At 43.3% G+C, this 16,776-nt stretch carries 18 protein-coding genes and 2 riboswitches; of the genes, 13 read left to right on the top strand and 5 right to left on the bottom strand.

The genetic code is table 11. From position 1 onward, the window contains the following. Nucleotides 1-3: 3 nt before the first annotated feature. The 3 genes from ACFX4H_RS16900 to ACFX4H_RS16890 all read left to right on the top strand — a co-directional run bounded on the left by ACFX4H_RS16900 (nucleotide 4) and on the right by ACFX4H_RS16890 (nucleotide 3,776). Complete coding sequence (locus ACFX4H_RS16900) at nucleotides 4-1,578, top strand: class I adenylate-forming enzyme family protein (protein ID WP_377435896.1); 1,575 nt, start codon at nucleotides 4-6, stop codon at nucleotides 1,576-1,578. A 389-nt stretch (nucleotides 1,579-1,967) separates the two neighbouring features. Beyond that, nucleotides 1,968-3,395: an alanine/glycine:cation symporter family protein gene (locus ACFX4H_RS16895; protein ID WP_377435895.1), complete on the top strand. Its 1,428-nt coding sequence runs from the start codon at nucleotides 1,968-1,970 to the stop codon at nucleotides 3,393-3,395. Nucleotides 3,396-3,563: 168 nt separating this feature from the next. Next, nucleotides 3,564-3,776, top strand: coding sequence for a YozQ family protein (locus tag ACFX4H_RS16890; RefSeq protein WP_377435894.1), 213 nt, complete (start codon nucleotides 3,564-3,566; stop codon nucleotides 3,774-3,776). 103 nt (nucleotides 3,777-3,879) lie between these two features. On the opposite strand, the gene ACFX4H_RS16885 is transcribed toward ACFX4H_RS16890, so the two are convergent. The 5 genes from ACFX4H_RS16885 to ACFX4H_RS16865 all read right to left on the bottom strand — a co-directional run bounded on the left by ACFX4H_RS16885 (nucleotide 3,880) and on the right by ACFX4H_RS16865 (nucleotide 6,755). Beyond that, nucleotides 3,880-4,725 (bottom strand): energy-coupling factor ABC transporter ATP-binding protein, encoded by an 846-nt coding sequence (locus ACFX4H_RS16885; protein WP_241635789.1) that lies wholly within the window; start codon nucleotides 4,723-4,725, stop codon nucleotides 3,880-3,882. Nucleotides 4,726-4,743: 18 nt separating this feature from the next. Continuing rightward, on the bottom strand, nucleotides 4,744-5,520 hold the full coding sequence (cbiQ, locus tag ACFX4H_RS16880; protein ID WP_283249050.1) for a cobalt ECF transporter T component CbiQ: 777 nt from the start codon (nucleotides 5,518-5,520) through the stop codon (nucleotides 4,744-4,746). Beyond that, nucleotides 5,507-5,818 carry an energy-coupling factor ABC transporter substrate-binding protein gene (locus tag ACFX4H_RS16875; protein ID WP_034312516.1) on the bottom strand — a complete coding sequence of 104 codons (312 nt, stop codon included), beginning with the start codon at nucleotides 5,816-5,818 and terminating at the stop codon, nucleotides 5,507-5,509. Before ACFX4H_RS16875 ends, cbiQ begins: the two co-directional genes overlap by 14 nt. A gap of 1 nt (nucleotide 5,819) precedes the next feature. Continuing rightward, the gene (locus ACFX4H_RS16870) at nucleotides 5,820-6,563 is read right to left on the bottom strand and encodes an energy-coupling factor ABC transporter permease (RefSeq protein WP_034312513.1); all 744 of its coding nucleotides are present in this window, start codon (nucleotides 6,561-6,563) and stop codon (nucleotides 5,820-5,822) included. A 63-nt stretch (nucleotides 6,564-6,626) separates the two neighbouring features. Then, nucleotides 6,627-6,755 carry a hypothetical protein gene (locus ACFX4H_RS16865; RefSeq protein WP_264641018.1) on the bottom strand — a complete coding sequence of 43 codons (129 nt, stop codon included), beginning with the start codon at nucleotides 6,753-6,755 and terminating at the stop codon, nucleotides 6,627-6,629. Then, nucleotides 6,739-6,934: riboswitch (cobalamin riboswitch) on the bottom strand. Its footprint overlaps the gene before it by 17 nt. Before the next feature lie 201 nt (nucleotides 6,935-7,135). After that, nucleotides 7,136-7,325: riboswitch (cobalamin riboswitch) on the top strand. Nucleotides 7,326-7,477: 152 nt separating this feature from the next. Here ACFX4H_RS16865 and ACFX4H_RS16860 point away from each other — a divergent pair. Genes ACFX4H_RS16860 through ACFX4H_RS16815 form a run of 10 tightly spaced genes read left to right on the top strand, consistent with a single transcriptional unit; the run spans nucleotide 7,478 to nucleotide 16,774 of the window. After that, nucleotides 7,478-7,846, top strand: a complete 369-nt coding sequence (locus ACFX4H_RS16860) for a (2Fe-2S) ferredoxin domain-containing protein (protein ID WP_283867707.1) — start codon at nucleotides 7,478-7,480, stop codon at nucleotides 7,844-7,846. Nucleotides 7,847-7,860: 14 nt separating this feature from the next. Continuing rightward, nucleotides 7,861-9,498 carry a precorrin-3B C(17)-methyltransferase gene (gene cobJ, locus ACFX4H_RS16855; RefSeq protein WP_377435893.1) on the top strand — a complete coding sequence of 546 codons (1,638 nt, stop codon included), beginning with the start codon at nucleotides 7,861-7,863 and terminating at the stop codon, nucleotides 9,496-9,498. A gap of 18 nt (nucleotides 9,499-9,516) precedes the next feature. After that, complete coding sequence (locus tag ACFX4H_RS16850; RefSeq protein ID WP_377435892.1) at nucleotides 9,517-10,437, top strand: sirohydrochlorin chelatase; 921 nt, start codon at nucleotides 9,517-9,519, stop codon at nucleotides 10,435-10,437. Further along, a complete protein-coding gene (gene cobK, locus ACFX4H_RS16845; RefSeq protein WP_377435891.1) occupies nucleotides 10,434-11,204 on the top strand; it encodes a precorrin-6A reductase in 771 nt (256 codons plus the stop codon). The genes ACFX4H_RS16850 and cobK overlap by 4 nt, the downstream gene beginning before the upstream one ends. A 12-nt stretch (nucleotides 11,205-11,216) precedes the next feature. Then, nucleotides 11,217-11,864 (top strand): precorrin-8X methylmutase, encoded by a 648-nt coding sequence (locus ACFX4H_RS16840; RefSeq protein WP_034312499.1) that lies wholly within the window; start codon nucleotides 11,217-11,219, stop codon nucleotides 11,862-11,864. A 5-nt stretch (nucleotides 11,865-11,869) separates the two neighbouring features. Then, nucleotides 11,870-12,982: a cobalt-precorrin-5B (C(1))-methyltransferase gene (locus ACFX4H_RS16835; protein ID WP_054396212.1), complete on the top strand. Its 1,113-nt coding sequence runs from the start codon at nucleotides 11,870-11,872 to the stop codon at nucleotides 12,980-12,982. Then, nucleotides 12,966-14,180, top strand: coding sequence for a precorrin-6y C5,15-methyltransferase (decarboxylating) subunit CbiE (gene cbiE, locus ACFX4H_RS16830; RefSeq protein ID WP_377435946.1), 1,215 nt, complete (start codon nucleotides 12,966-12,968; stop codon nucleotides 14,178-14,180). Before ACFX4H_RS16835 ends, cbiE begins: the two co-directional genes overlap by 17 nt. Continuing rightward, nucleotides 14,173-14,880, top strand: coding sequence for a precorrin-2 C(20)-methyltransferase (cobI, locus tag ACFX4H_RS16825; RefSeq protein ID WP_057275921.1), 708 nt, complete (start codon nucleotides 14,173-14,175; stop codon nucleotides 14,878-14,880). Before cbiE ends, cobI begins: the two co-directional genes overlap by 8 nt. Further along, nucleotides 14,877-15,653 (top strand): precorrin-4 C(11)-methyltransferase, encoded by a 777-nt coding sequence (gene cobM, locus ACFX4H_RS16820; protein ID WP_048678465.1) that lies wholly within the window; start codon nucleotides 14,877-14,879, stop codon nucleotides 15,651-15,653. The genes cobI and cobM overlap by 4 nt, the downstream gene beginning before the upstream one ends. Continuing rightward, nucleotides 15,650-16,774 (top strand): cobalt-precorrin 5A hydrolase, encoded by a 1,125-nt coding sequence (locus ACFX4H_RS16815; RefSeq protein WP_328137459.1) that lies wholly within the window; start codon nucleotides 15,650-15,652, stop codon nucleotides 16,772-16,774. The genes cobM and ACFX4H_RS16815 overlap by 4 nt, the downstream gene beginning before the upstream one ends. The last annotated feature ends 2 nt before the right edge of the window (nucleotides 16,775-16,776 follow it).

Genomic DNA, 16,776 nt, shown 5'->3' with positions numbered 1-16,776 from the left:
TTCATGCTGCATAAGTTGACATTTCAGTCACTGATGAATAAAGGAATGAAACGATTCGGCGACCTGCCGGCTATTACCTTGTTGCCAAACGGAGAAACGATAACCTACGACGAGTTATGGAAGAAAACAGAACTTATCACTTCTTATTTACTGCGTTTAGGTGCAGGAAGGGGCGTCCGCATAGCGACCATCATTCCAAACAGTTTGGAAAGTGTGATGTTTGGTCTGGCCGTCCAGCAATGCGGGGCTACCTTGGTGCCATTAAGTGAAAAACTCGGAAAACTAGAAATACAATTCATTTTAAAGGAAGCAAAACCAGAAGTGGTCATAATTGCTACACAGACACACTTTGACACCTTCTTAGAGTATTTGGAAGAAATGAAGAAGGAGGATGTCCATGTCATTGGGCTCCCTGGCTTTAATAGTAATTATCCGGAGGAGTTTGAACTGTTTAAATGGCCTGGTGAAATAAATAATTTAGACTTGCCAATAGCTGAAGAAGATGACATTGCCCTTCTGTCCTATACAGGCGGGACAACGGGTACACCCAAAGGCGTCATGCACTCCCAGAAGGGACTCGGCGCCGCGATACTTTCTGCAGCTATCGAAGACCCGCTGGACGACCGGGACCGGGTATTGCTAAGTACGCCCATTGTGCATTCAGCCGGTTCACTACTCTGGAGATCCCTTGTTTCGGGCGTCCATGTTTATGTGATGGGCTCATTCGACGCTGCAGCATTCATACAGGCGATAAAGGAACACAAAATTACGACGACATTCATGGTACCGACCATGTTATACAGGCTTCTTGATCAAACCAAGAAGATGGAATATGATATGAGCTCCATGCGCAATATCTTCTACGGTGCGTCACCTATTTCACAGAAGCGCCTAAAAGAAGCTTTTGAAGTATTCGGGCCTATCATGCGCCAGCAATACGGCATGACAGAATGTAATATTGTCATTTCAAGACTATCGAAGAGCGCTCATGTATGGGCTTATCATAATAATCCGGAAGTTTTGAAAAGCTGTGGAAAACCGTGCATTCTTACCGAAGTTCGACTGATTGATGAGAATGGAAATGATGTAAAACCAACCGAGTTTGGAGAAATCATCGTAAAGTCCCCAGCCATGATGGTTGGATATTATCAAAAACCGGATCTTACCCGTGAATACATCCGTGATGGCTGGTTCTACACGGGGGATATTGGTAAATGGGATGAAAGCGGTTACCTGTATATTGTAGATAGGAAGAAAGATATGATCATTACAGGCGGGATGAACGTATATTCTTCAGAAGTGGAGCGAGTGGTGAACCAGCACCCTTCTGTTGCATTAAGCGCATGCATTGGCGTTCCCCATCCAGATTGGGGAGAAGTAGTGTGTGTCGTGATAGCATTGCATGAAGGATTGAGCTGTACTAGTGAGGAATTAATTGATTTCTGCAAACAAAGGACCTCTAAATATATGGTTCCTAAAATTGCCTATTTTCTTGATAAGTTCCCATTAACGCCGATTGGAAAAATAGATAAAAAAGAATTAAGAAAGATGTTTTCACAAGGTATTCTAACCATCTAGCAAAATTGAGACTTATAGCAAAAATAAGATAGAGCAGATGAATGCAAAATAAATAAGCCTCGCACGTTAACCTGGTATCAGGACGTGTGAGGCTTTTTTGGAATATGAGTATAATTTACGGAGCAGTGAATGTTAAATGACGAGAGGAGAAAGATTATGATCAAAAGGAAATAATACTGAAATATTATATTTTTCGATTGATTCCACCAATTCATGAATGAAAAAAATTGTGTGTTAGGATATAATATATTATTGTATTGGAGATTCAGTGTGGGATTTCCTTTTTTTATGGGTTTTATTTGTTTATCTCCCCAATGAACCGGGAAATAAATTATAGTTGTATAAGTTTTTATAATAATAATTAGAGTTAAGTAGAGGGGTTTGGTTTAATGGAGATGTTAGAAAAATTTATTAGTGAGACAAATGATGTGTTATGGTCTTCCATATTGATCATCATGCTGGTGGGATTGGGTCTTTATTTTACCGTCCGCACGAAGTTTGTCCAATTCAGAATGGTAGGGGAAATGTTCAGGCTTTTGGGAGAAGGGGCTGCTGCGGATAAAAAAGGTGTTACATCCTTTCAGGCATTTTGCATAAGCACGGCATCGCGGGTAGGAACGGGTAACCTTGCGGGTGTTGCCATCGCGATCACGACGGGCGGACCTGGAGCCGTCTTCTGGATGTGGTTAATAGCCCTGATCGGGTCTGCTTCCGCATTCATAGAAAGTACACTTGCTCAAATCTATAAGGTCAAGGATGGGGATGCATTTCGCGGAGGTCCTGCGTATTATATGGAAAAGGCATTGAATGCCCGGTGGATGGGCATCACTTTCGCCGTATTGATTTCGCTTACATTTGGACTGGCCTTCAACTCGGTACAAGCCAATACGATTACGAGCGCATTCAACGAATCGTTTGGGATTGAAAAGTGGGTTACGGCTCTCATCTTGGCTATGGTCACGGCTGTCATCATTTTTGGCGGAATCAAAATGGTTGCAAAAGTCTCTGAAGTCATCGTTCCGATCATGGCAGGAGCCTATGTGATAGTGGCGTTGATTATCATCATCATGAACATTACCGAGTTACCTGGCGTTTTTGCTTTGATCTTTGAAAGTGCATTCGATGGAATAAAAGAAGTGGCTGGCGGAGTACTGGGAGCTGCCATGATGCAGGGAATCAAGCGCGGCCTATTTTCAAATGAAGCCGGGATGGGTAGTGCACCAAATGCTGGTGCGACGGCTGATGTCAGTCATCCCGTCAAACAAGGACTCATTCAGTCTCTAGGTGTTTTTGTCGATACGCTCATCATTTGCAGCTCGACAGCCTTCATCATTTTGTTTTCCGGTCTTTATACATCGAAGGAAACGGACGGTATCGTCCTTACCCAAAATGCCCTCGGAACGGCATTGGGATCTTGGGCAGGTATTTTCCTTGCCATTATCGTCCTGTTATTCGCCTTTAGTTCCATTGTCGGTAACTATTATTATGGAGAGTCGAACATCGGCTTCATCAATGAAAATAAGGTTTGGTTAAACATCTATCGCGTTGCAGTCGTAGGAATGGTGATATTCGGTTCGCTTGCCTCACTGGATTTTGTTTGGGGACTGGCTGACATGCTTATGGCCCTTATGGCCATTATCAACCTGATCGCCATAGCATTACTTGGAAAGATTGCTTTTGCTGCACTGGCGGATTATCAAAAGCAAAAGAAAAGTGGGAAAAATCCAGTTTTCCATGTGAACAATATTAAAGGCTTGAAGAATGTGGAATGTTGGGGTGACCCATCCGATAATGTGGATGGGAAAAAGGAAGCCTAAGTTCTCATTAAGCTTACAAGTAAGTCCTTGAAAGGGGATTTTACTTGTAAGCTTTTTTCGTCTTTTCCCTCCTTTTTTCATCATTATTGAATATTGCTTCGTTTTTTACACAAAATACCTTATGTCTTTAATACTGCAATGATAATTTAAAAACTAGGAGTGAAACAAATGGATAGGAAGCAATCAAAAAATGAATCTTCAGAAGTTGCCGGGAGAATATATGATGTCAGCGATTATAAACGGGAAGATCCTTTATCTTCTGGACTGGCTCGAACCCACGAACAAGTCTCGGATACTTATGCGGAAGGCGAGATAAAGGCAGTCATTGATGATGCAAACGGAAGAGATATTGAGATTACAAAAGAAAAGGAAGAAAAGTAATACTGAGGTTTTTGTTTTTGAACAAGGAATATCGCTGATATTTTAAAGATATATCGGGTCCCCTAGCTTCTGGAAAGATGAAACGGAAGCTAGGGGATCTTAATTAATAAATTTTTTCTATTTCCAAGTTTTGAAGCAATTCTTCCTTCGTTCTTGGGAAAAGGTCCCTTTCTGCAAGATTCCTTGATTGAAGAAGGGCTTGAAACATTTCAAAAACCCACGGTTTCTCCAGATGTGCCTGCAGCAAAACGTCTTCATCATGGAAAACGGAAACAGGGTCCCCTTGGTATATGACCTTACCATCGTTCATGACCACGATTTCGTCAGCCCATTGGTAAGCAAAATTAACATCATGGGTTGAGAGGATTATCGTTTTGTCAGGGTGGTGGATACTGTCCAGCAGATTCATGATCTGTCTTGAGAAATAAGGATCCAATCCAGCGGTAGGCTCGTCAAGGAGCCAGACATCGGGCTCCATGGCAAGTACCCCTGCGATGGCGACCCGTTTTTTTTGCCCAAGGCTCAAAAAATGGGTAGGTCTATCTTTTAGTTCGGTTACTTCCGTTTCAGCCATTGCCCAATTTACTTTCTCCTGGACTGCATTTCTATCCCATCCTAAATTCATTGGTCCAAACGATATATCCTGTTGTACATTAGCGGAAAAGAGCTGAGAGTCGGGATCTTGAAAAACGATACCGACTTGCTTTCGTAATGATAATAATGCTTTCCGGTCATATTTCATTTTCTTGCCCTTAAATCTGATCTTTCCTGCAGTAGGTTGTAATAGACCATTTAAATGGAGGAATAAAGTCGATTTGCCAGCACCATTATTGCCTAATAATGCAATTTTTTTACCTTGTTGGATCGTTAGCGAAAGTCCTTTTAAAGCGAAGGTTCCATCTGCGAATTGATGGGTGAGGCCTTCTATATGAAAAATATGCTCGTCCATTGTTGGGTTGCCTCCAATTTACAAATATCCATTAATTAGGATTAAGCTTCCTAGTATGACAATCGCGATCAGCCAATTGCGTGAGGAATAGGTGTAAGTATCCTCGATATAGGAAAGGTTCTCCTGATAGCCTCTTGCGTTCATGGCCATCGTCAACTGTCCAGAGCGCTGCAATACTCCTAAAAATAATGATGAAATTAGTAATCCGAGAGATCGAATGCCTTTCCTAAACGAACCATACCCCAGCCGTGAAGCTTGTGATTGGTGAATGGCCAAAGCCGTATCTAAAAAAATAAAGATGAATCGATAGGTCAATTCTATTAAATCGACCAATAACGAAGGCACTTTAAGTTTTCGCAGCACGGATAGGATGACGGTAATGGGTGTAGTTAAGGTAAGGAAATATAAACAGCTGATGCTGCAGAATACGACAGTGATCAAATTTGCCACCGTACCAAAGCTGTCATCGCTGATGAATATTTGCCAATTCCCGATCTTCCAAGACCACCATGTATTCGAAATCGAAGTGAATTTACTAGTGAAAGAAAAAAGGATGGTAATGGTTCCTGATAGTATAAAAAATCCCGGTAATAGAAGTAATTTAAGATAATAAGAAAGCGGGATTTTTGCCGCGAAAATGATTAAAGCGCTCATCACCGTAAAAGTGATGAGCGAAACGGCCATATCCCTTACCGTTAACGAAAACAGCAAAAGAGAGAGTGCAAAAACCATCTTTTCCAACGGATGTACATCCTTCAGCCCATTGAAATAGGCATATTTATCAATGAGTAACATGCTTCGATTTTTCGGCCAATTCTTGTTTGGTTTGCTTATTCCTTTGTCTCATCACACCAATGAAGTATCCAATGAAACCGGCTCCGATTGCAGCTTGAAGCGCAAATAATAAACTTTCGGTTTCTGCACCTGGCGGCTCCCAAATACTGTTGAACCATGGCTTGTATTCCGGATGGATCTTAGTGATGGCTTCCTCAGCTTCGCCGTCGGCACCGCCAAATTCCGTTCCTTGTTGGGTGATTAACGGTAAGGTTGCAAGAATGACAACCAGGAAAAGCAGCAGTAAACTTTTTTTCATTTTAACGGGCCTCCTTAGATAAAACTCGTAGCAATTTCAATTCGCCTAGATTGTATTTTTTCAAGAAATTCATTACGACGACTGTCAATAACCCCTCACTGATGGCCAAGGGAATTTGGGTCAGGGCAAAAATTCCTGCAAATTTACTGAAAGAGGCCATGAATCCTCCTACCTCGGAAGGGAAAGCAAGAGCAAGTTGAACAGAAGTTACCACATAGGTGCCCAAATCCCCAAAAGCAGCTGCCAAGAATACGGCAAGTGAAAAAGACCATCCCAATTTAGTTGCGCCCTTGAAGACAAAGTAAGCAATGAAGGGTCCGCAAACGGCCATGGAGAATGCATTGGCCCCTAATGTCGTCAATCCTCCGTGTGCCAGTAAAACAGCTTGAAATAACAGAACGATGGAGCCGACCACACTCATGGCCAACGGTCCGAATAGTATGGAACCTAAACCAACTCCGGTAGGGTGCGAAGAACTTCCCGTAACGGAAGGAATCTTTAGGGCCGATAATATAAATACAAATGCGCCCGATAGGCCAAGTATCATTTTTGTTTCTGGGTTTTCCCTTACTTTGGACCTAATGGACCGGTAACCCAAGATTAAAAATGGAAGCGTCACGGCCCACCAGAATATAGCCCATTCTATGGGTAAAAAGCCCTCCATGATATGCATGGCCAATGCCCGTTTCGGGACAAAAAGCAGTAAAATGACAAAATAAATAATTTTCCAATTGGTTCTTTTCATTCTTTCTCCTTTCAACACTTTTAATTGTTCTGATCAATCTTGAGAAGAAAAGCGGCGCCCAAACTAAAAAGCACTTCTCTCAAAGGAAAGAAGTGCGTAATGAACAGGAATTTTGCAGCATGAACCAACCATGGGCCATTTTGCCTGATCCGCACGCCCATCCTCGTAGGCTGAAACAGTTTCACGCTTCATGGCAGGTCTCCTGGCTTTGGTTCATCATCCCATTACATCCTTCCCATCTCATTTGACAGTGGATTAAAGTTAACGTAATGGAACTTCCCTTTACAGTGGCGGGACCGCTCCGGATTTTCACCGGCTTCCCTTTTAAGCTGAATTCCGAGAAATTCAACACCATGAAACTTATGTAATTATTTAGAAAATTCTCGTATAGTGTACCATAAAGAAATAATTCCAGCTACACTATCTTTTTTTGGAGGCCGAAATTTGTTGCGAGGAAAGGATTGTAACTGGTTTTACACGTTTAAACTTTTCTAAACAGTCGGAATAAACTATTGAATTTTGACAAAGTTGTTATATGATAGATTAAGTTAGTTGGAAATGTATAATAAAACCAAATATTTCATTTTAAAAGTGCCCTTGTGTGAATAAGCAAGGGATAATAGGGAAATCGGTGAAAATCCGATGCAGCCCCCGCTACTGTAATCGCTGATGAAATTGTCGATAGCCACTGGCATTATGCCGGGAAGGGACAAAGTAAAATGAAGCGTAAGCCAGGAAACCTGCTTTTAAAATTGCATGATACTTTTCGGAGGGAAAGGTAGAAGGACTATGACGATTTTGGGAGGATTTGGCATGCTTGCCTTTGGCTCCTCATTCATATAGTTTTTCTAAAACCTTGACTCTTATGTTAAGGTTTTTTATTTTGCCTTTTCCCTGAACTCAGGAGGAAGAAGATGACTACTTGGAACTTGACGGGTACAAATACGCATCTGTTGATTTGTAATGGGAGCAGCTGCATGAAAAAGGGCGGGGAAGAAGTAACCCAAGCGATTCGCGATGAAATTGCTTCAAAAGGGCTGGATCTGAAAATCCATACAACGAGGACACGCTGTAACGGAAGATGTAAGGATGCCTGCGTTGTGATTGCCTATCCCCAAGGAAACTGGTATCGAGTGGAAACGCCTGATTTCGGTCGGCAGATCGTCAGTAATATCGATGAGGGTGAGTTTGTTCCACAGATGATCTATCAGTACAATGACGGGGAAATGACCCCTAATCCGGATTTTCCTGCTCATACGGGTATTTCAAAGAACAAAGCGTAAAAGGAGATGTCTTAATGAGTACAAACGGTAAATTATTCGTCGTGGGGTTTGGGCCCGGGAATTTTGAACACATTACCAAACGTGCCGTCGAAGCCCTTCAAGAAAGTGACTACATCATTGGTTATAAAACTTATGTTGAACTCATTCAGGGACTGCTAACAGATCAAACGATCATTAGTACGGGGATGACTGAAGAGGTATCACGTGCACAGGAAGCAGTGAAACAAGCGGAGCTGGGAAAGAAAGTGGCGGTGATTTCCAGTGGGGATGCCGGAGTTTACGGAATGGCAGGGTTGGTTTATGAAGTATTGATTGAAAAAGGCTGGAAAGAAGAAACTGGAGTGGGCATTGAAGTCATTCCTGGCATCTCAGCAATCAACTCATGTGCGTCTTTACTTGGGGCGCCCGTCATGCACGATTCGTGTACGATCAGCCTCAGTGATCATTTAACTCCTTGGGAACTGATCGCTAAAAGGGTTGAAGCAGCTGCAATGGCAGACTTTGTCATTGCACTTTATAATCCGCGCAGCGGCAGGCGGACCCGGCAAATTGTTGAAACACAGAAGATTCTCCTTCGCTACCGCTCGCCGGATACACCTGTCGGGTTGGTGAAAAGTGCTTATCGCGATAGGCAGGATATTGTCATAACCAATTTGCAGGATATGTTGAATCACGATATTGGAATGTTGACAACCGTCATTATCGGTAATTCATCCACCTTTTTATATGATGACAAAATCATCACACCAAGAGGCTATCAGAGAAAATATACGCTGAATTCGGAAAAGCAAACATTGAAGCCGCATCAGCGACTGCAAAAAGAAGCGGAACCGTGGGCATTAGATCAAGAAGCCTTAACCGAGTCCGCTGGAGGAGTTGGATTACTTACAAAAGCACCAGAAAAGAAGCCAGCTTCCTTTGAAATGGCAATGGAGGCTCTGTCAAGAGTCAAGGGTCAAGCCGTTAAGCAATCCATTCAGACGATTGTTCAGCAAAAAATGGAGTCGGTATTTGAACTTGCCGTTAGTCCAGGTGTGGCGAATAAACAATTCACTCCCAAACAAATGATGACACTTGCGGAAGTTGTCGGGGAAAAGGGAACGATGGAATATACACCAAATCATAAAATCGTCTTAAAGATCCCGACAATGGATCCGGAAGTCATTACAGGGAAATTGCAATCAGCTAACTTTCTTTTGTCGCCGATTGGGGATGTACTGACATTAAAAGCCTGTGATTTCTGTGATGGTGAAAAAGCGGAATCCATTCCTTATGCGGACGAAATACACCGGGTGCTTGGCGGAATGAGCATGCCCAAGGAACTGAACATCGGTTTTAATGGGTGTGGGATGGCTTGTTATAGTGCTGTGATGGATGATATCGGGATTGTCTTCCGAAAAGGGAAGTTCGACTTATTTCTTGGAGCTAAACCGGTTGGAAGAACAGCCCATCCGGGTCAGCCGGTAGCGGAAGGCATTGAACCGGAACAGCTTGTAGAACTGATCACGGACATTGTCGGCGAGTATAAGCAAAATGCCCATCCAAATGAGCGGCTTTTTAAATACTTCAAACGTTCGAAAAAGATACAGAATTTTTCTTATCAGGACATCGCTCCCAAAATAAACATAGAGCCTGCGCCTTGTGAAGACTAATCAAGAGGGGGAAAGTAAATGAAAGCAGTTTTGTTCGTAGGACACGGAAGCCGGTTGGCTTCGGGAAATGAAGAAGTCCGTCATTTTATTGAAAATATGATTCCGGCAATGGACGGGCGTTTCCTAGTGGAAACGTGCTTCTTGGAATTTGCGGCACCGAATATATCCAAAGGAATTGATAATTGTGTAAAACGAGGGGCTACTGAAGTTATCGTCATACCGATCATTTTGTTGCATGCAGGACATTCGAAGTTACATATCCCAGCTGAAATAGAGGATGGGAAAACCAAGTATCCAGAAGTGAAATTCACATATGGCCAAACGATCGGGGTCCACCATGATGTATTGACGATCCTGACAGACCGTCTTGAGGAAGCGGGATTCGATACGACCTCTGAACATTCTGAGACAGCGATATTGCTAATTGGCCGAGGTGGCAGTGATGCTGATGCCAATAGTGATATATATAAAATTTCACGATTATTATGGGAAAAATTAAGCGTTAAATGGGTCGAAACAGCCTTCATGGGTGTAACGGACCCACACGTGGATGAAGGTATTGAACGATGCATCCGATTAGGGGCAAAAAAAATTGTGATGCTGCCATATTTCCTCTTCACTGGGGTGTTGATGGAAAGAATGGAGGAAATGCTGAAAGGCTATCAAGAGCAATATCATGATCGAGAATTCATATTGGCAAAGTACTTTGGATATCATCCAACCTTACAGAACATTCTGCAAGAACGAGTAATTGAAGCCAGTGAAGGCAAATCAAGCGGGGCGCGTGATTTGGAAAACTATCGTAAACATGTCGAGGTACATGGACATGCTCACCATCATCACAATCACGACCACGACCATGATCATCACCATGATCACAATCACGACCACGACCATCACCACGATCATGATGGGCAAGCGGTGGGGACATCAAAATGATTTTGTTCTTGGCGGGTACAAGTGATGCAAGGGAATTAGCGATTGAGATGCAGCATGTGGGGTACAAGGTTTTGGCAACTGTTGTAACCGAATCGGCTGCCAAGAGTTTGCAGGATGCAGGGATATCCACCCGGATTGGCCGATTATCTGCAGAAGATATGACATCTTTGATCTCTGCAAAAGGTTTTCAGGCTGTAGTCGATGCAAGTCACCCATTTGCCGAAGAAGCATCCAAAAACGCCCTTAACGGAGCAAAGATAGCAAATGTTCCTTATATTCGTTATGAGCGTGAAAGTCAACGGTTTCAGAATGATAAATTGATAGTTGTCCGTGATTATGAGGAAGCTGCCAAGCTTGCCGCAGAAAAACGGGGAGTCATCATGCTCACGACCGGAAGTAAAACCCTAGCCGTGTTTGCAAAAGAATTGGTGGGGCTCGAGAATACCAGAGTCATAGCGAGAATGCTGCCACGCATGGACAATATGGAAAAATGTGCGCAGCTGGGCATTGAACAAAAAAATATCGTTGCGATTCAAGGGCCATTTTCCAAAGAATTAAATAAAGCTCTATATGAACAGTATGGGGTCACATTGATGATAACGAAAGAAAGCGGCAAGGTCGGTGCGGTTGATGAGAAATTGGAAGCCGCGTTGGAATGTGGAATAGAGACGATCATGATATCTCGACCGGATGTCGACTATCAGAATGTTCATTCCAGTTTTGAACATGTCATTGCCGAGTTGAATAATCAATTAAAAGGAAAATAGGAGGAATGCAAGATGGATTTTAAAACGGATTTTAAACCGCTAACGGTAGACCCTGACAAAATATATGATTATAGTTTTTCAATCATTGCTGAAGAAATGGGCAATCATGATTTTTCTGAAGATGAATGGAAGATCGTCCGCAGGGTCATTCATGCTTCAGCGGATTTTGAATTGGGAAGAAGTGTCATCATCCATCCAAATGCCATTCAAGCTGGTGTGGAAGCCATTCGCAAAGGAAGGCATGTCATTGCTGATGTGCAAATGATCGAGAGCGGTACAGGCAAAAAAAGATTTCAAAAACACGGCGGGGACGTTCATTGCTATATTTCAGATCCGGATGTGATGGTCGAAGCAAAACGTTTGAATACGACAAGGGCAATCATTTCGATGCAAAAAGCTGTAAAGGAAAATGAAGGGGGCATTTATGCCATTGGCAATGCACCTACCGCTTTACTTGAGCTCATTCGCCTTATTAAAGAAGGGATTGCAAAACCGGACTTAATCATTGGAATGCCTGTTGGGTTTGTTTCTGCAGCAGAATCGAAAGAGGAACTCGCTAAGATCACAGAAGTTCCATTCATTACGAATATTGGTCGAAAAGGTGGAAGTACTGTCACTGTTGCCGCATTGAACGCGATTTCCCTTTTAGCTGATAGTTAAAAAACATGGAAAAGAAAGTGAAAAAAGACCCCTCACAAATGCGTCATGGATATACGACGGGAGCATGTTCGACAGCCGTGACCAAAGCGGCATTGACTGCATTGATCACGGGGGATGCACTAGAGGAGGCAACGATTTCCTTGCCCATCGGCCGAGATGCCACTTTCACTATTGAGAAATATGAAATATCGGAAAATGCGGTTAGTGCAGAAACGGTTAAAGATGCCGGAGATGATCCCGATGCCACACATCTGGCCCATATTATCTCTACTGTCAGCTGGTCCGATGCACCTGGGATTATCTTGGATGGAGGGACCGGAGTTGGTCGTGTGACCAAACCCGGGCTTCCCGTTCCTGTAGGGGAAGCGGCTATTAATCCTGTACCGCGCAAAATGATTTTAACCACTGTGCAGCAAACATTGGAAGAATTTAAGATCAATAGAGGAGTGAAAGTCGTCATCTCCGTACCCGCAGGTGAAGAAATAGCGAAAAAGACATTAAATGGCCGCTTGGGGATTGTGGGAGGCATTTCCATTTTGGGAACAAGGGGCACTGTCGTCCCTTTTTCCAGTTCCGCCTATATGGCAAGTATCGTCCAGGCTATCAGTGTCGCCAAAGCGAGTGGGTGTGAGCATCTAGTCTTAACGACTGGCGGGCGCAGTGAAAAGTATGCAATGGGCCTTCTTCCAGACTTACCTGAGGAAGCCTTTATTGAAATGGGTGATTTTGTGGGCTTCTCACTTAAGCAGTGTAAGAGGCAGGGAATTAAAAAGGTATCACTGGTCGGCATGATGGGAAAATTCTCCAAAGTAGCCCAAGGTGTGATGATGGTGCATTCAAAAAGTGCCCCGGTCGACTTTGGTTTTCTATCGGAAATAGCCCAAAGCGTCGGAGCTGAAGATGATCTTGTTCTTGAAATCAAGAATGCAAACACAGCGTCACAAGTCGGGGATATGATGTCAGCCATTAATAACTTTGACTTTTTTAATAAACTATGTGAATCCTGCTGTCACTCTGCCATTAACCAGGTGAAGGGCGGCATTGAAATGGAAACGGCGATTTATTCGTTGAAAGGACAATTACTGGGAAGGGCTGTTGGAATTGAGTCAATCGATTAAATTAATTGGGATAGGGGATAACGGTCAGGAAAGCTTACTGCCTCAATATGCCCAATGGATAGAAGAAAGTGAAGTACTGGTCGGAGGTGAACGGATCTTATCCTTCTTTCCGAACTATTCTGGCAAGAAGATTGTCATAAAGGGCGGCTTGAAAAAGGTCGTGGAGCAACTGCAGGATGAAACTCGTCCAACGGTTGTCTTAGCTTCCGGTGACCCACTGTTTTATGGAATGGGAGGCTATCTTTCCAGCAAAATCAACATGGAGGTTTACCCATATTTCAGTTCGATTCAGCTTGCTTTCGCAAAAATGGGGGAAAGCTGGCAAGATGCCTTTCTCGTCAGCATTCATGGCCGCAGCATGAAAGGGCTGGCCCAAAGAATTGATGGGAAAGCGAAAGTAGCCTTACTTACAGACAGTGAAAATAGTCCTAATCAACTGGCTAAATATCTCCTTTCATTCGGAATGACTGAATACCGGGCATTTGTGGCTGAAAACCTTCAAGGAGAAGCCGAAGAATCTGGCTGGTATGAACTAGATGAAATGACGGAGCGGGAATTCTCTCCCTTGAATGTCGTCATTTTGAAAAGAAAATCAGAAGGTCCAAGCTGGTCCTTGGGGATAGAGGATGAAGAATTTTCGCAGCGTAAGCCGGACAAAGGCCTCATAACCAAAAAGGAAATTCGAGTATTGAGTCTGCATGCGTTGAAGCTAAGGAAAAACAGCATAGTTTGGGATGTTGGGACGTGTACGGGCTCAATGGCAATTGAAGCGGCCAAGCTTGCATCCGAAGGCCAAATCTTCGCAATTGAAAAAAATGAGCCTGATTTAGAAAACTGTTATCAAAACCAACGTAAATTCCGTACCGATATAACGGCGATTCATGGAAAAGCCCCGCAGGGATTGGAAACTTTTCCGGATCCTGATGCAATCTTCATTGGCGGGACCGGCGGCGAAATGGCAGAGCTGATCAATACTTGCTGCAAACGGCTTAAAGTTGGCGGCAGGATCGTTCTGAATGCTGCGACGATCGAGAATCTTTACCGGGCTAATGAGGCATTTGCTGAAGCTGGTTTTCACACTTCCATCATGAATGCGCAAATCTCCAGAAGTAAGCCAATATTGGGAATGAACAGATTTGTACCTCTTAATCCGGTTTATATCATTACTGCACAACGAAAGGAAGACATGAATGAGTAATCTTGGTACATTATATGGCCTTGGCGTGGGCCCGGGCGATCCAGAGCTAATTACAGTAAAGGCATTTCGCGTGATTCAGGAATCTCCGGTCATTGCGTATCCAAAAAAAAGAAAAGGGAGTAAAAGCTACGCCCATCGCATTGTTGAAGTTTACATTCGTCCTGAAGAGAAGGAGATGCTGGGCCTTGTTTTTCCGATGACGAAAGATCAAGCCATCTTGGATCGGGAATGGAATGGAACGGTTGAAAAGGTTTGGCAAAAATTAAATGAAGGAAAAGATGTAGCTTTCGTTACGGAAGGCGACCCGCTTTTATATAGTACGTTCATACATATGATGAAATTGATGCAGGAGTTGCATCCTGAAGTCGAAATCAAGACGGTCCCGGGCATTTCTTCCTTTAATGGATCAGCGTCAAGGCTGGGCATCGCTTTGGCTGATGGTGATGATCATGTTGCGATAGTTCCTGCAAGGGATGATTATGAAGCGATGAAGAAGGCGATCGAAGATCATGATGCCGTGGTGTTCATCAAAGTGGCAAAGGTCATCGATTTAATGATTTCCGTTTTAAAAGATTTGGACTTACTTGAAAAGGCCTCGGTTGTAACCAAAGTCACTTCCGATGAAGAAGTGATTTGGAAAGTGAGTGAATTGGAAGGACTTGAACTAGAATACTTAACATTGATGGTGGTGAGAAAATGAAGATATATATTGTAGGGGCCGGCCCGGGTGATCCGGATTTGATTACTGTAAAAGGATTGAACATTCTCCAAACGGCCGATGTGATTTTATATACGGATTCATTAGTGAATGAAGAATTGATTGCTAAGGCAAAACCCGATGCTGAGGTGCTAAAAACGGCTGGAATGCATTTGGAAGAAATTGTTGGCATCATGGTCGATCGTGTTAAAGAAGGAAAGATGGTTGCCAGAATCCATACAGGGGATCCTGCCATGTACGGTGCAATCATGGAACAAATTGTCCTATTGAAGAAAGAGGGTATTGGTTATGAGGTGATCCCTGGAGTGAGTTCGGTATTCGCCTCAGCAGCAGCAATAGGAGCAGAACTGACTATCCCTGATTTAACCCAGACACTCATATTAACGAGGGCTGAAGGACGAACACCTGTTCCTGAATTTGAAAAATTACGTGATTTGGCTAGTCATCATTGTACGATTGCCCTTTTCTTGAGTGCGACCTTGACAAAAAAAATCGTTAAAGAACTTCAGGAAGCAGGTTGGAAGGATGAAACACCGGTCGCAGTCATTCAACGGGCAACATGGCCGGACCAAAAAATTGTCCGTACCACATTAGTGAACTTAGATGATGCCATGCGTCAAAACGGTATCCGCAAGCACGCGATGATTTTGGCTGGATGGGCTTTGGACCCTGACATCCATGATAAAGATGAATACCGTTCCAAACTATATGATGCGAGTTTTACCCACGGTTTCAGAAAAGGTGTTAAACCATGATCATTGAATTGAAAGAAGCGGAACTTGCTCCCATTAAACGGTCCCATACTTATGCGATCGTAGCGATTACAAAGCATGGTGTCGAGCTGGCACGAAAATTACATACCGTTTTTTCGAATTCCGATCTATATTACATGAGCAAGTTTGAAAAAGGGGACGAAGAGCATAAACAGATACAGCTTTTTTCGGGCAGTGTCCGTATGCTATTGCCAGCTTTGTTCAATGAATATAAAGGAATCATACTAATTATTTCTCTCGGGGCAGTAGTCAGGATGATTGCACCAATTTTGAAGGATAAGAAAACGGATCCAGGTGTCGTAGTCATTGATGATAAAGGGGAAAATGTTATCAGTGTTCTTTCAGGGCATCTGGGAGGGGCAAATGAACTGACAAAGGAAGTGGCTGCAGCGCTTGACGCAAGAGCCATAATCACGACGGCTTCGGATGTACAAAAAACGATTCCTGTCGACTTATTCGGCCAGCGCTTCGGCTGGATTTGGGATTCAGCAGAAAAATTGACGCCAGTAAGTGCGTCCGTTGTAAATGAAGAGCATGTTGCCGTTGTACAGGAATCAGGTGAACGGAACTGGTGGCATTATGATACGGCTTTACCTGAACGAATTATCGTATACCCATCCATTGAAGAAGCGCTTCAAGCAAAGCCGCAAGCTGCTCTGGTTGTGACTCACCGCATGCTTAAGCAGTCGGAAAAGAGGATCCTTGAAAATGGAATCGTATATCGTCCAAAGGTCATCGCTCTCGGTATCGGGTGCAATAGGGGAACGGCGGCTGCTGAAATTGAGCAGGTGATTACAGAAACACTAGCCGAATTATCATTTTCAATAAAAAGCGTTAAAGCGATTTGTACAATTTCCTTAAAGAAAGACGAAATCGGCTTGATTGAAGTAGTTGAAAAATATGGCTGGGAATTCGTGCATTATGAACCCGAAGAGCTTAATCAAGCCAAAATCGAGGCGCCATCGGATACAGTATTTAAATACACGGGTGCATATGGTGTGAGTGAACCGGCTGTGAGGATTTATACCAATGCTGAACAATTGGAGCTTGTTAAGAAAAAATCGGGGAACGTAACCATTTCAGTTGGGGTCATTCCTTTTTAAGG

This window comes from Peribacillus sp. YIM B13477 (assembly GCF_042787955.1).
Taxonomy (GTDB): Bacteria; Bacillota; Bacilli; order Bacillales; family DSM-1321; genus Peribacillus; species Peribacillus frigoritolerans.
Note: the sequence above shows the minus strand (reverse complement) of the source record. Positions and strands in the feature narration are given on the sequence as shown.

Bases quoted from the DNA above. Each gene is read 5' to 3' on its own strand.
- ACFX4H_RS16885 (WP_241635789.1), bottom strand. From the start codon at position 4,725: ATGGACGAGCATATTTTTCATATAGAAGGCCTCACCCATCAATTCGCA.
- ACFX4H_RS16840 (WP_034312499.1), top strand. From the start codon at position 11,217: ATGGATTTTAAAACGGATTTTAAACCGCTAACGGTAGACCCTGACAAA.
- cobJ (WP_377435893.1), top strand. From the start codon at position 7,861: ATGAGTACAAACGGTAAATTATTCGTCGTGGGGTTTGGGCCCGGGAAT.
- ACFX4H_RS16900 (WP_377435896.1), top strand. From the start codon at position 4: ATGCTGCATAAGTTGACATTTCAGTCACTGATGAATAAAGGAATGAAA.
- ACFX4H_RS16850 (WP_377435892.1), top strand. From the start codon at position 9,517: ATGAAAGCAGTTTTGTTCGTAGGACACGGAAGCCGGTTGGCTTCGGGA.
- ACFX4H_RS16890 (WP_377435894.1), top strand. From the start codon at position 3,564: ATGGATAGGAAGCAATCAAAAAATGAATCTTCAGAAGTTGCCGGGAGA.
- cobK (WP_377435891.1), top strand. From the start codon at position 10,434: ATGATTTTGTTCTTGGCGGGTACAAGTGATGCAAGGGAATTAGCGATT.
- ACFX4H_RS16870 (WP_034312513.1), bottom strand. From the start codon at position 6,563: ATGAAAAGAACCAATTGGAAAATTATTTATTTTGTCATTTTACTGCTT.
- cbiQ (WP_283249050.1), bottom strand. From the start codon at position 5,520: ATGTTACTCATTGATAAATATGCCTATTTCAATGGGCTGAAGGATGTA.
- cobM (WP_048678465.1), top strand. From the start codon at position 14,877: ATGAAGATATATATTGTAGGGGCCGGCCCGGGTGATCCGGATTTGATT.
- ACFX4H_RS16895 (WP_377435895.1), top strand. From the start codon at position 1,968: ATGGAGATGTTAGAAAAATTTATTAGTGAGACAAATGATGTGTTATGG.
- ACFX4H_RS16865 (WP_264641018.1), bottom strand. From the start codon at position 6,755: ATGAAGCGTGAAACTGTTTCAGCCTACGAGGATGGGCGTGCGGATCAG.
- ACFX4H_RS16875 (WP_034312516.1), bottom strand. From the start codon at position 5,818: ATGAAAAAAAGTTTACTGCTGCTTTTCCTGGTTGTCATTCTTGCAACC.
- ACFX4H_RS16835 (WP_054396212.1), top strand. From the start codon at position 11,870: ATGGAAAAGAAAGTGAAAAAAGACCCCTCACAAATGCGTCATGGATAT.
- ACFX4H_RS16860 (WP_283867707.1), top strand. From the start codon at position 7,478: ATGACTACTTGGAACTTGACGGGTACAAATACGCATCTGTTGATTTGT.
- ACFX4H_RS16815 (WP_328137459.1), top strand. From the start codon at position 15,650: ATGATCATTGAATTGAAAGAAGCGGAACTTGCTCCCATTAAACGGTCC.
- cobI (WP_057275921.1), top strand. From the start codon at position 14,173: ATGAGTAATCTTGGTACATTATATGGCCTTGGCGTGGGCCCGGGCGAT.